Consider the following 12,954-nt stretch of genomic DNA (forward strand, 5'->3'; position numbering starts at 1 on the left):
GCTCAGACCAGGCTGTCCCGCCAGGCCTGGTGCAGTTCGGCGAAGCGGCCGGCGCCGGCGATCAGCTCCTGCGGGCCGCCGTCCTCGACGATCCGGCCCTGGTCCATCACCAGGACGCGGTCGGTGATCTCCACGGTGGAGAGCCGGTGCGCGATGATCACGGCCGTCCGGCCCGCCAGCACCGTGCGCATGGCCCGCTGGACGGCCTGCTCGCCGGGGACGTCCAGCGAGCTGGTCGCCTCGTCCAGGATCAGCACCGCCGGGTCGGCCAGCAGGGCGCGGGCGAAGGCGACCAGCTGGCGCTGTCCGGCGGAGATCCGGCCGCCGCGCTTGCGCACGTCGGTGTCGAAGCCGTCCGGGAGCGCGGCGACGAACTCGTACGCGCCGATGTCCCGGGCGGCCTGTTCGACCTCCGCGCGGGTGGCGCCGGGGCGGCCGATCGCGATGTTCTCGGCGACGGTGCCGGAGAACAGGAAGGACTCCTGGGTCACCATGACCACCCCGCGCCGCAGTTCGGGGGTGGCGAGGTCGCGCAGGTCGACGCCGTCCAGCCGGATCCGGCCCTCGGTGGGGTCGTAGAAGCGGGCCAGGAGCTTGGCGACGGTCGACTTGCCCGCGCCGGTCGCGCCGACCACCGCCACCGTCTGTCCGGCGGGGATCACCAGGTCGAAGGGCGGCAGCACCTCCTTGCCGGTGCGGTAGGCGAAGCGCGTCCCCTCGAAGGAGACCTCGCGGCCCTTGCCGGCCGCCTGCGGCAGTTCGGCGGGCTCGGCCGGCTCGGCGACGGTCGGCTCGTGGGCGAGCAGGCCGGCGATCTTCTCCAGCGCGGCGGCGGCCGACTGGTAGCTGTTGAGGAACATCGCGAGCTGGTCGATCGGGTCGAACAGGCGGCGCAGGTAGAGCAGGAAGGCGGTGAGGACGCCGAGTTCCAGCGTGCCGTCGACGACCAGCCGGCCGCCGAGCAGCACCACGCCGGCCGTCCAGACGTTGGCGGCGGTGCGGGAGAGGCCGACGTAGCGGGCGAGCTCCAGGAAGCCGTCGGCGGTCGCGGTGGCGGAGCGCTGGTTGACCACGGCGAAGGCCGCGTCGTTGGCCTTCTCGCGGCGGAAGGCCTGCACCGGGCGGATGCCGTTCATGGTCTCGGTGAAGCGGACGATCATCGAGGCGGCGGAGGTCCGCGAGCGGCGGTAGACCCGGCGCGAGCGGGTGCGGAAGGAGCGGGCGATCAGGCCGAGCGGCACCAGGGCGGCCAGCGAGGCCAGCCCGAGGCGCCAGTCCAGCACCATGAGCAGCACCGAGATGTAGCAGACCGACAGGAAGACGGTCAGCAGCTCCTGGAGGCCTTCGGAGAGCAGCTCGCGCAGCGCGTCGATGTCGCTGGTGGCGCGGGAGATGATCCGGCCGGAGGTGTAGCGCTCGTGGAAGTCCAGGCTCAGCCGCTGGGCGTGCCGGAAGATCCGGCCGCGCAGCTCCAGCAGGATGTCCTGGTTGACCCGGGCGCTGATCTTGATGAACACCCACTGCAGCAGCGGGCTGAGCAGGGCGAAGCACAGGTAGGCGGCGATCACCGCGATCAGCGGTCCGGCGTCGTTCCCGCGCAGCGCCGGGATGCCGCGGTCCATCGCCACCGCGACCAGCAGCGGGCCGGACTGCAGGGCGGCCTGCTGGACGAGGATCACCACCATCGCGACGGTGATCCGGGCCCGGTGCGGGCCGAGCAGCGAGCGCAGCAGCGCCCGGGGCGCGCCGGGCGGGACGGGGATGTCCTCCTCGTCGTCCGGGGGAGGCGGCAGCTCCTCCTCGGCGGCGGGGCCGGCGGGGTCGGCCGGTTCGACGGCGGGTTCGGCGGTGGTGGTCACCGGGAGGTGCTCCCCTCGGGGATCAGGGCGGCCTCGCCCGTCATCAGTTCGCGGTAGCGCGTGGAGGTGCGCAGCAGTTCCTGGTGGGTGCCGACGGCCTCGATCCGGCCGTCCGCGAGCACCGCGACCCGGTCGGCGAGCAGCACGGTGCTGGGGCGGTGGGCGACCACCAGGGCGGTGGTGCCGGAGAGGACCTCGCGCAGGGCGCGTTCGACCAGGGCCTCGGTGTGCACGTCGAGGGCGGACAGCGGGTCGTCGAGGACGAGGAAGGCCGGGTCGCCGACGACCGCGCGGGCCAGGGCGAGGCGCTGGCGCTGGCCGCCGGAGAGGCTCAGGCCCTGCTCGCCGACCTCGGTGTCCGCCCCGGCCGGGAGCTTGTCGACGAAGCCGGCCTGGGCGGTGGCGAGCGCGGAGCGCAGCCGGTCCTCGCCCGCGCCGGGGGCGCCCATCAGGACGTTCTCCCGGACGGTCGCCGAGAACAGGGTGGGCTCCTCGAAGGCCACCGCGACGAGCTCGCGCAGCCGCTCCCGGGGCAGGTCGCGGATGTCGCGGCCGTCCAGCGTGATGGTGCCGCCGGTGGCCTCGTACAAGCGGGGGAGCAGGGCGGTGAGCGTGGTCTTGCCGCTGCCGGTGGCGCCGACCAGGGCCATCGTCTCGCCGCTGCGCACGTGCAGGTCGATGCCCTGGAGCAGGTCGGGGGTGCCGTCGGGGGCATCGGGGTAGCGGAAGCGGACGCCGGTGAGGCGGATGCCGTCCGGGGTGGCGCCGAGGCCGGTGGCGGTGCCCGGGTCCTCCTCCTCGGGTTCGTCGAGGACCTCGAAGAAGCGGTCGGTGGCGGTGGCGGCCTCGTTGGCGTAGGCGAGCAGCCAGCCGAGGGACTCGACCGGCCAGCGCAGTGCGAGCGCGGTGGAGAGGAAGGCGACCAGGCTGCCGGCGCTGAGCTGGTCGTGGGCGACCAGGTAGGCGCCGACGGCGAGGGCGCAGCCGAGGGCGATCTCCGGCAGGCCGACGATCACCGCCCACAGGTTCGCCAGCAGGTGGGCCTTGTGCAGCTCGGTGCGGCGCAGCAGCCGGGACTGGGCGCGGAACCGCTCGTGCATCGAGCGGTGGCGGCCGAAGGCCTTGAGGACGCGGATGCCGAGGACGGACTCCTCGACGACGGTGGCGAGGTCGCCGTTGCGGTCCTGGGCGAGCCGGGAGGCGCCGGAGTAGCCGGACTCGAAGCGCCGGGTGAGCACGAACAGCGGTGCGGCGGGCAGCACGACGATCAGGGCGAGCCGCCAGTCCTGGGTGAACATCACCACCGTGCCGGCCAGGAACATCACCGAGTTGACGATGAGGAAGACCAGGGGGAAGGCCAGGAACAGCCGCATGGTGTACATGTCGGCGGTGGCCCGGGAGAGCAACTGGCCGGATCCCCACCGTTCGTGGAAGGAGACCGGCAGCCGCTGGAGCTTGGCGAAGAGGTCGCCGCGCATGGCCGTCTCCAGCCCGGCCAGCGGGCGGGCCAGGACCACCCGGCGGGTGTAGAACAGGCCGGCCTCGACCAGGCCGAGGAGCAGCAGCAGGCCGACCAGCGGCCACAGCCCGGCGAGGTCGTGCCGGGCCAGGGGTCCGTCCACGATCCGGCCGAGCACGATCGGCACGCCGAGGACGCTCAGCATGGCGAGCACGGCGGCCGTCACGGAGGTGGCGAGCCGGCGGCGGACGGCCCGGGCGTAGGGCCACAGGCGCAGCAGGGAGCGGACCGTGGAGCGGTGGGCGGTCCCGGGGGTGTCGGGTTGTCGGTTCTCGGCCATCGCCGTGAGGGTAGGCAGACCTCCCGTCATTTCTCACCAGGTTTTTCACCCCTGTCGGCGCGGTGCGGCGAGAACCGGCCACCCGTACGGGTGGGGCGGAGGCGTTCGACGGGGCGCACGTGTCGGTTCGTGCAGGGAGGAGTGCGTCGAGCGCCTCTTGCGAGCCCCTGCCGATCGGCCGATTACATCTCCTGACGGATGGTCACTGATGCGCGAGTGGTAGGAGATGCGACATGACGGTCGAGACCGAGCCGGGCCCCGCGGGGGGCGCCGCGCTGGTGCAGGTGCGGACACAGCTCAGCCTCAGCACGGTGGCGGCGCGGAACCTGGCGACGACGACCAAGTCCGAGCCGCAGATGCAGGAGATCACCTCCCGGTGGCTGCTGCGGATGCTGCCCTGGGTACCGGTCCAGGCGGGCACGTACCGGGTCAACCGCCGCCTGAGCTACGCGACCGGGCGCGGCCGGGTGAGCTTCGCCAGGACCGGCACCTCGGTGAGCGTGATCGCCCCCTCGCTGCGCGAGGTGCCGGCGCTGCGCGGCTTCGAGGACGACGCCGTGCTGGAGGAGCTGGCCCGCCGGTTCGTGCAGCGGGACTTCGCCCCGGGCGACGTCCTGGTGCGGGAGGGGTCGCCGATCGAGGAGGTGTTCCTGCTCGCGCACGGCAAGGTCGACCGGCTCGGCACCGGCAAGTACGGCGAGCAGACGGTGGTCGGGACGCTCGCGGACGGCGACCACATCGGCGACGAGGCCCTCACCCGGGAGGACGGCACCTGGCCGTACACCGTGAAGGCGGCGACCGCGGGCGTCGCGATGGCGCTCTCGTGGCCGGTGTTCCAGGAGCTGGTCGACCGCTCGGACGCGCTGCGCGAGCAGCTGCTGGGCTTCGCGGCCGACGCCGCGCAGGCGCAGAACCCGCACGGCGAGGCGAACATCGACCTGTCGGCCGGCCACGAGGGCGAGTTCGAGCTGCCCGGCGCCTTCGTGGACTACGAACTGCGGCCGCGCGAGTTCGAGTTGAGCGTCGCGCAGACCGTCCTGAAGGTGCACACCAGGGTCGCCGACCTCTACAACCAGCCGATGAACCAGACCGAGCAGCAGCTGCGGCTGACCGTCCAGGCGCTGCGCGAGCGCCAGGAGCACGAGCTGATCAACAACCCCGACTTCGGGCTGCTGAGCAACACCGACTTCGACCAGCGCATCCAGACCCACTCCGGCCCGCCCACCCCGGACGACCTGGACGAGCTGCTCGCCATGCGCCGCGACACCGACTACCTGTTCGCCCCCTCGCGGGCGATCGCGGCGTTCGGGCGGGAGTGCAACAGGCGCGGCATCCACCCCGGCACCGTCGACGTCGCGGGCAAGCACCGGCCGACCTGGCGCGGGGTGCCGATCTTCCCGTGCGACAAGATCCCGGTGGCGGACACCGGCACCACGTCCTTCATCGCGATGCGCGTGGGCGAGGACAACCAGGGCGTCATCGGCCTCAACCAGATCGGCATCCCGGACGAGTACGAGCCCGGGCTGAACGTCCGGTTCATGGGCATCGACGAGAAGGCGATCGCGTCCTACCTGGTCAGCGCCTACTACTCGGCGGCGGTGCTGGTGCCGGACGCGATCGGCGTGCTGGAGAACGTCGAGGTGGGCCACGCGCGCGGCTGACGCGCGCCGGATCACTCCGGGGCGGGCGCGCGCAGCAGCTGGAGCGAGCGCCCGCCCAGCACGACGGCCCCCCGCGGGTGCGGTTCGCCGGTGCCCGGGGCGGCCGTGTCGACGACCGTCCCGTACGCGGCCTCCGGCGCGGCCCAGGGCTCGCCGGGGAGGGTGAAGACGACCGGTTCGTGGCCGGCGTTGAGGAGCAGCAGGAAGCTGTCGTCGTGCGACGGCCGCCCGGCGCCGTCCCGTTCGGACATCGCGGCACCGGACAGCAGCATGCCGAGGCAGGCCGTCGGCGCGAACCAGTCGGCCTCGGTCATCTCCTTGCCGAGCGGCGTGAACCAGGCGAGGTCCGGCAGGCCGCCCGGGACGGCGGCCCGGCCGGAGAAGAACGCCCGCTGCCGCAGCACCGGGTGGGCGCGGCGCAGCCGCACCAGGCGGGCGGTCAGATCGCACAGGTCGCGCCAGCCGGGCTCGCGCAGCAGGGACCAGTCCAGCCAGCTGACCTCGTTGTCCTGGCAGTAGGCGTTGTTGTTGCCGCCCTGGGTGCGGCCGAACTCGTCGCCGGCGGTGAGCATCGGCACGCCGGTGGAGAGCAGCAGCGTGGCCAGCAGGTTGCGTAGCTGGCGCAGCCGCAGGGCGGTGACGTCCGGGTCGCCGGTCTCGCCCTCGACGCCGTGGTTCCAGGAGCGGTTGTCGTCGGTGCCGTCCCGGTTGGCCTCGCCGTTGGCCTCGTTGTGCTTGCGGTCGTAGCTGACCAGGTCGCGCAGGGTGAAGCCGTCGTGCGCGGTGACGAAGTTGACGGAGGCGTACGGGCGCCGTCCGCCGCGCTGGTAGAGGTCGGAGGAGCCGGACAGCCGGTAGCCGAGCTCGCGGACGTCCGGGCGGGCGCCGCGCCAGAAGTCCCGGACGGTGTCCCGGTACTTGTCGTTCCACTCGGCCCACAGCGGGGGGAAGCCGCCGACCTGGTAGCCGCCCGGGCCGACGTCCCACGGCTCGGCGATCAGCTTGACCCGGCTGAGGAGGGGGTCCTGGGAGACGGCGGCGAGGAACGGGTGCTCCATGTCGACGCCGTCGCCGGCGCGGGCGAGGGCGGCGGCGAGGTCGAAGCGGAAGCCGTCCACGCCCATCTCGGTGACCCAGTACCGCAGCGAGTCGGTGATCAACCGGATCACCTGCGGGCGCCGGGTGTCCAGGGTGTTGCCGCAGCCGGTGTAGTCGGCGTAGCCGCGCGGACGGTGCGGGGCGAGGCGGTAGTAGGCGGCGTTGTCGATGCCGCGCAGCGAGAGCGTGGGCCCGAGTTCGGCGCCCTCGGCGGTGTGGTTGAACACGACGTCGAGGATCACCTCGATCCCGGCGGCGTGCAGGGCGCGGACCATCCGCTTGAACTCGCCGACCTGGCCGCCGCGCGAGCCGGAGGCGGAGTAGCCGGCGTGCGGGGCGAAGAACCCGACGGTGTTGTAGCCCCAGTAGTTGGCCAGGCCGCGGGCCTGGAGGTGGTCCTCGCTGGCGTGCTGGTGGACCGGCAGCAGTTCGACGGCGGTGACGCCGAGGCGGGTCAGGTGGGCGACGGCGGCGGGGTGGGCCAGGCCCGCGTAGGTGCCGCGCAGGTGGGGCGGGACGTCGGGGTGGCGCATGGTGAAGCCGCGGACGTGCAGTTCGTAGAGGACGGTCTCGGCCCACGGGGTCTTCGGGCGGTGGTCGTCGTACCAGTCGTCGTCGTCGTGGACGACGACGGATCTGGGCACGTAGCGGGCGGAGTCGCGGTTGTCCCGGACGGTGTCGGCGACGTCCGCCTCGGGCCAGTTGCGGACGGCGCCGCTGGCCGCGTCGTGGGAGGTGTAACAGCCGTCGACGGCGCGGGCGTACGGGTCGAGCAGCAGCTTGGCCGGATTCCAGCGGGCGCCGGTCCACGGGTCCCAGCGGCCGTGCACGCGGAAGCCGTACCGCGTGCCGGGGCGCACGCCGGGCAGGAAGCCGTGCCAGATCTGGAAGTCCTGTTCGGTGAGGCGGTGCCTGCTCTCCTTGCCGTCCTCGTCGAACAGGCACAGGTCGACGGCCTCGGCGCCGGCCGCCCAGAGCGCGAAGTTGGTGCCGGGGCCGCCGAGCCGGTCGGTGCGGAAGCGGGCGCCGAGCGGCTGCCAGTCGCCGGGCCACGGTGGCTCGGCGGTCCGTCCGCCGCGCGTCCGCACACCGGCTTCCAGCTCCTGCCCTGACGCCATGGCCGTGCCCTCCCTGGCCGGGGTGTCCCGGACCCCGTGCACTTCCTCATTCCCGGTTTGCACTGATCGGAAGCGGCTGAACGGGGGCTTACCGGCGGATGGCGGCCGAGGGGTGCGGGCCGCGGGGTGCCCGGGTCGGCGCGGGGCGCCCGCGCGGCCCGGGGGGCGGGCGCCGGCCGGCCCGCGCCGCCGTGTCCGGTCCCGGGGCTCCTCGTTGTTCCGGACATCGGAACGACACGGCTGGAGGCCCCCGGAATGCGGCGCCGAGGACGGGTTTGGGCGCGGCGGGCGGTGGCGGCGGCCTGGTGCCTGGCCGCGCTCACGGGCTGCGGCAGCGGCGGCGCCCCGGCCGCGCCCGCCAACGACGGGGCCCCGCCCGGGGTGCACACCCCGCCCCCGCCGCCGTCCCGGGCGGTGCTCGCCGCCCTCCCCGCCGACGGCGCCCAGGACGTGCCGCCGGACGGGCCGGTGCGGGTGACGGTCGCGCAGGGCAGGCTGGTCTCCGTCCGGCTCGCCGACAGCAGGGGCACCGAGGTCCCCGGCACCGTCGCCCCGGACGGTGCCGCGTGGACGCCGGACGGCCCGCTGCCGCTCGGCACCGCGTACACCCTGGACGCCGTCGCCGAGGACGGGCAGGGCCAGAAGGCGGCCCAGCACTCGGCGTTCTCGACCGTCGCCCGCGCGCACACCTTCGTCGCCTTCTTCACCCCCGAGGACGGCTCCACGGTGGGTGTCGGGATGCCCGTCTCGCTGCGCTTCAGCCGTCCGGTCACCGACCGGGCGGCGGTGGAGCGGGCGGTGCGGGTGAGCGCGGACCCGCCCGTCCCGGTGGCCGCGCACTGGTTCGGCGGCCAGCGGCTGGACTTCCGTCCGCAGCGGTACTGGGCGGCCGGGACGAAGGTCACGGTGGAGCTGCGGCTGAAGGACGTGCAGGGCGCGCCGGGTGAGTTCGGCACCCAGACCAAGGACCTGCGCTTCACGGTCGGCCGGGCCCAGGTGTCCACGGTGGACCTCGACGCGCACACCCTGACCGTCCGCTCCGGCCAGGGCGGCAAGGTGCTCCGGGTGCTGAAGGTGTCCGGTGGCAGCCCCGACCACTCCACCTACCGGGGGGTGCTGGTGGTGTCGGAGAAGTACCGGGAGACCCGGATGAACTCGCAGACCGTCGGAATGGGCGACGAGTACGACATCAAGGACGTCCCGCACGCGATGCGGCTGACCGCCTCCGGCACCTTCATCCACGGCAACTACTGGGCGGATCCCGGGGTGTTCGGCACCGCGAACACCAGCCACGGCTGCATCGGTCTCGCCGACACCAAGGGCGGGACGGGCAAGGACACCCCGGCCGGCTGGCTGTTCGAGCACACCATCCCGGGGGACGTGCTGGAGGTGAAGGCCTCCGCCGGGGACGTCGTGCCGCCGCAGAACGGGCTCAACGACTGGAACGTGCCGTGGGCCCAGTGGGTGGCCGGCAGCGCGCTGCCGCCGTCCCACTAGCGCCGGGAGCCTTCACGACTGCTTCACCCACCTCCCCCCGGAGTTCACCCGGACGGCCCGGTTATCCTGCTCCGACGTGCCGGGACCCGGCGCGAAAGATCGGCGCCCGGTGCAACTTTCGGGGGCACTCGCCGCGTCAAGTGAGTGAATACCGGGAGGGGAGAAACCGTGAAGACGGGTACGACGGCCGGCGCCGCGATACGCAGGGGTGCGGTGGCACTGGCCATGGGCGGGGTGCTGCTGCTCACCGCGGCCTGCAACGACGACAACGGGGGCGGCGACAAGGCGTCGGGGGGCAGCACGACGGCGGCCGACGGCGCCGCGGCCCCGGCGGCCTCGCAGGCCGCACCGAAGACCTCGGCCGCGGTGCTGGCCGTGGCACCGAAGGACGGCGCCCAGGACGTCGCGCCGAGCAACGGGCTGCAGGTGGGCGTGTCCAACGGCAAGCTCACGTCGGTCGAGGTGACCGACAAGGACGGCAAGCCGGTCGAGGGCGCGATCACCCCGGACGGCACCGGCTGGAAGCCCGCGGCGGCGCTCGCCGTCGGCATGGCGTACAAGGTGAACGCGCAGGCCAAGGACGCCGACGGCCTCGTGGCCGCGTCCACCACGACGTTCACGACGCTGACGCCGGAGAAGAAGGTCTCCACCAACGACAACATCAGCGACGGCGCCACCTACGGCGTCGGCATGATCGTCTCGGTGAACTTCACGAAGGACGTCAAGAACAAGGACGCCGTCGTCAAGGGCATCACCTTCGAGAGCAGCAACGGCACCGAGGTGAAGGGCCACTGGTTCGGCGACCGCCGGGTGGACTTCCGTCCGGCGGAGTACTGGAAGCCGGGCACCAAGGTCACCATCAAGTACCGGTTGAAGAACGTCGAGGTGTCGCCCGGTGTCTACGGCGACGTGGACAAGGACGAGCCCTTCACCATCGGGCGCTCGATGGTCTCCACCGCGGACGCCAAGACGCACCAGATGACCGTCGAGCGGGACGGCAAGAGCACCACCGTGCCGGTCACGCTGGGCGCGGACGCGACGCCGTCCTGGGGCGGCACCATGGTGATCATGTCCAAGGAGAAGGTCACCCGGATGAACTCGCAGACCGTCGGTCTCGGCGGCGAGTACGACATCCAGGACGTGCCGCACGCGATGCGGCTGACCACGTCCGGCACGTTCGTGCACGGGAACTACTGGGCCAAGAACAACCCGTTCGGGAACCTGAACGGCAGCCACGGCTGCGTCGCGATGTCGGACGTGCAGGGCGGCAGCGACTCCTCGGTCGCCGGCAGGTTCTACAACGACTCGATGGTCGGCGACGTCGTCAAGGTCGTGAACACCAAGGAGAAGACCGTCTCGCCCTCCAACGGGCTGGGCGGCTGGAACGTCGCCTGGGCGAACTGGTAGGACTTACCCGGCAATAGGCCCGGGTAGTCCCGTATCGTCACTGCTTTTCCGTCGAGCGGCCCGATCCTCACCCGTTGGGGTCGGGCCGCCGGCGTTTTCCGAGCGCGAAGCCCCTCGAATGGCGCAACCTTTCCGGTGGCCAGCGCGTGTATTGGTCGGGCCCGCTGGGTCCGAACGGGGTGTTTGAGGGAGGGATCGACGTGAAGTCGATACGCAGGGTGATGGCCGTCGGTCTGGTCGGCGGAATGATGGTCCTGACGGCGGCGTGCAACAACAACAACGACGGCGGCGGGAGCGCGGCCAAGGCCGACCTCGGGGGCGGCGCGGCCTCCGCGGCTCCCTCGGCGGCCGGCACGAGCGCGGCGCCGAAGACGTCGCAGGCCGTGGTGTCCATCGAGCCGAAGACCGGCTCGGTCGACGTCGCGCCGGACGCGCTGAAGGTCGGCGCGACGGGCGGCAAGCTCACCACCGTGAAGGTGAGCGACAAGAGCGGCAAGGAGATACCCGGCACGATCGCCGCCGACGGCTCCAGCTGGACCCCGTCCGCCGGGCTCGCGGTCGGCACCTCCTACCAGGTGAGCGCGATGGCCGCGGACGCCAACGGCGCCGTGGCGCAGGCCGACAGCAGCTTCACCACGCTGACCCCGACGGCGCTGGCCAAGGCCGCCGACAACGTCGACAACAACGCGACGTACGGCGTCGGCATGATCGTCTCGGTGAACTTCAGCAAGGACGTCAAGAACAAGGACGCGGTCCTCAAGGGCATCACCTTCGAGAGCAGCAACGGCACCGAGGTGAAGGGCCACTGGTTCGGCGACCGCCGGCTGGACTTCCGCCCCGCCGAGTACTGGAAGTCCGGTACCAAGGTGACGGTGCACTACCACCTGGGCAGCGTCGAGATCGCCCCCGGCGTTTACGGCAGCGACCGCGACGAGCCCTTCACCATCGGGCGCTCGCAGGTGTCCACCGTCGACGCCAAGACCCACAAGATGACGGTCGTGCGGGACGGCCAGTCCTCCGACATCGACATCACCTCCGGCTCGGACGCGCACCCGACCTGGAACGGCACCATGGTCATCGAGTCCAAGGAGGGCGTGGTGCGGATGCAGTCCAGCACCCTGCCCGGGATGACCGGCGCGCCGTACGACCTCCAGGTGCCGCACTCGATGCGCCTCACCGACTCGGGCACCTACATCCACGGCAACTACTGGTCGGACGCCTTCGGCGAGGACAACGTCAGTCACGGCTGCGTCGGCCTCAAGGACGTCAAGGGCGGCGGCGACTCCACCTCGATGGGCAAGTTCTACGACGGCTCGATCGTCGGCGACGTCGTGATCGTGAAGAACTCCAGCAAGAGCGAGACGCTCGACCCGTCGAACGGTCTGAGCGGCTGGAGCCTGCCCTGGGCCTCCTGGTAGCCACCGGGCACCACGCGTTCCCCGCGACCCGGGACCGGCCTCGTGCCGGTCCCGGGTCGTCGTTTTGCCGCCCGCCCGTCGCCCGCCCGTCGCCCCCTCTTGCACGGGGCATATGCCGAATCGGTCGTGATCGTTTGCTCATTGTCCGTACGCGGCTGCTTGCGTTCCGCAATGATGGGTCGCATGGCGGGTTGGGGCGAAACAGATCAGTCATCAGTTCCGGGAGCCGGAATGGTCGCGGAGGCGTCCTGGATCGACGTCCCGGGCGCGCTGTCGGCGCTGGAGCGGCTCAGCTCCGGGGAACTGGAGGAGATGTACTTCGGCAGGCTGTGCGACCAGTCCGCGCCGGGCGAGGTGCGGCTGCCGTCCCGGGCGGAGTCCGCTCAGGTGGCCCGCCGGCTGGTGCTCTCCGTCCTGGAGTCCTGGGACCTCCACCAGCACCTGGAGGCGGGGGAGTTACTCACCAGCGAGCTCGTCTCCAACGCCGTGCGGCACGCCGCCGGCCGCACGATCGGGCTCCAGGTGATCCGCAAGCCGGGCTGGCTGCGGGTCGAAGTCCGGGACTCCTCAAGGGCGTTGCCCTGCGTGATCCTCGCCGAGCCGCTGCCCGTCACCGAGCGGGGGCGCGGCCTGAAGGTGGTCGACGACCTCGCCGACCGGTGGGGTGCGGACCTGCTGCCGCGGGGCAAGGGCGTCTGGTTCGAGCTGAAGATCCGCGAGCGCCACTGACGCGGCAGGGTCCGGAAAACACGCAGGGCCCCCTGGAATCGCCGTGGTCCGGCGGATGGGGGCCCGTGCAGGTCATCGCGCCGGCCAAGGGGGTGCGTGCCGCGCGATGGGCGTCGACTGTGCCAGGTCGGGCCAGTCGAAGTCCGATGTGTCGACTATGGCACGGATCTCAGCATGTGGGCAAACCGGGCAGCTTGGATTGAAAGGTTTGTAACCTACTTCACCTTGGGAATTTGCATAAGTTAACGATGTCGCCTGTGAATATTCACAAATGATCGCCCCCGAGGGGGCCGCCCGACCGGTGTCGCCGTCCCCGTGCGGGTGGGGGCGGCCGTTAACGCTTTCGGGCGAGCGTGCACCATGCGCCG

8 protein-coding genes are annotated in these 12,954 nt (G+C 72.2%); 5 read left to right on the forward strand and 3 right to left on the reverse strand.

Going from position 1 to position 12,954, the window contains the following annotated elements:
- Window positions 1-2 precede the first annotated feature (2 nt).
- Window positions 3-1,859, reverse strand: a complete 1,857-nt coding sequence (locus ACFXDE_RS31595) for an ABC transporter ATP-binding protein (protein ID WP_380498036.1) — start codon at window positions 1,857-1,859, stop codon at window positions 3-5.
- On the reverse strand, window positions 1,856-3,658 hold the full coding sequence (locus ACFXDE_RS31600; protein ID WP_380498037.1) for an ABC transporter ATP-binding protein: 1,803 nt from the start codon (window positions 3,656-3,658) through the stop codon (window positions 1,856-1,858). The genes ACFXDE_RS31595 and ACFXDE_RS31600 overlap by 4 nt, the downstream gene beginning before the upstream one ends.
- A 233-nt stretch (window positions 3,659-3,891) precedes the next feature.
- Here ACFXDE_RS31600 and ACFXDE_RS31605 point away from each other — a divergent pair, with 233 nt between their 5' ends.
- Window positions 3,892-5,319, forward strand: a complete 1,428-nt coding sequence (locus ACFXDE_RS31605) for a family 2B encapsulin nanocompartment shell protein (protein WP_380498038.1) — start codon at window positions 3,892-3,894, stop codon at window positions 5,317-5,319.
- An 11-nt stretch (window positions 5,320-5,330) separates the two neighbouring features.
- Here the strand turns inward: ACFXDE_RS31605 and glgX are convergent, their stop codons facing one another.
- Window positions 5,331-7,535, reverse strand: a complete 2,205-nt coding sequence (glgX, locus tag ACFXDE_RS31610) for a glycogen debranching protein GlgX (protein ID WP_380498039.1) — start codon at window positions 7,533-7,535, stop codon at window positions 5,331-5,333.
- Between the two features lie 255 nt (window positions 7,536-7,790).
- On the opposite strand from glgX, the gene ACFXDE_RS31615 reads away from it, so the two are divergent.
- The 4 genes from ACFXDE_RS31615 to ACFXDE_RS31630 all read left to right on the forward strand — a co-directional run bounded on the left by ACFXDE_RS31615 (window position 7,791) and on the right by ACFXDE_RS31630 (window position 12,586).
- Window positions 7,791-9,032: an Ig-like domain-containing protein gene (locus ACFXDE_RS31615; RefSeq protein ID WP_380441337.1), complete on the forward strand. Its 1,242-nt coding sequence runs from the start codon at window positions 7,791-7,793 to the stop codon at window positions 9,030-9,032.
- Between the two features lie 168 nt (window positions 9,033-9,200).
- On the forward strand, window positions 9,201-10,439 hold the full coding sequence (locus tag ACFXDE_RS31620) for an Ig-like domain-containing protein (protein ID WP_380441339.1): 1,239 nt from the start codon (window positions 9,201-9,203) through the stop codon (window positions 10,437-10,439).
- Between the two features lie 200 nt (window positions 10,440-10,639).
- On the forward strand, window positions 10,640-11,857 hold the full coding sequence (locus ACFXDE_RS31625; RefSeq protein ID WP_380498040.1) for an Ig-like domain-containing protein: 1,218 nt from the start codon (window positions 10,640-10,642) through the stop codon (window positions 11,855-11,857).
- A gap of 231 nt (window positions 11,858-12,088) precedes the next feature.
- Window positions 12,089-12,586 carry an ATP-binding protein gene (locus ACFXDE_RS31630; RefSeq protein WP_380498041.1) on the forward strand — a complete coding sequence of 166 codons (498 nt, stop codon included), beginning with the start codon at window positions 12,089-12,091 and terminating at the stop codon, window positions 12,584-12,586.
- Window positions 12,587-12,954 lie beyond the last annotated feature (368 nt).

Origin of the sequence: Kitasatospora sp. NPDC059408 (genome assembly GCF_042751525.1) — a bacterium.
Classification (GTDB): domain Bacteria; phylum Actinomycetota; class Actinomycetes; order Streptomycetales; family Streptomycetaceae; genus Kitasatospora.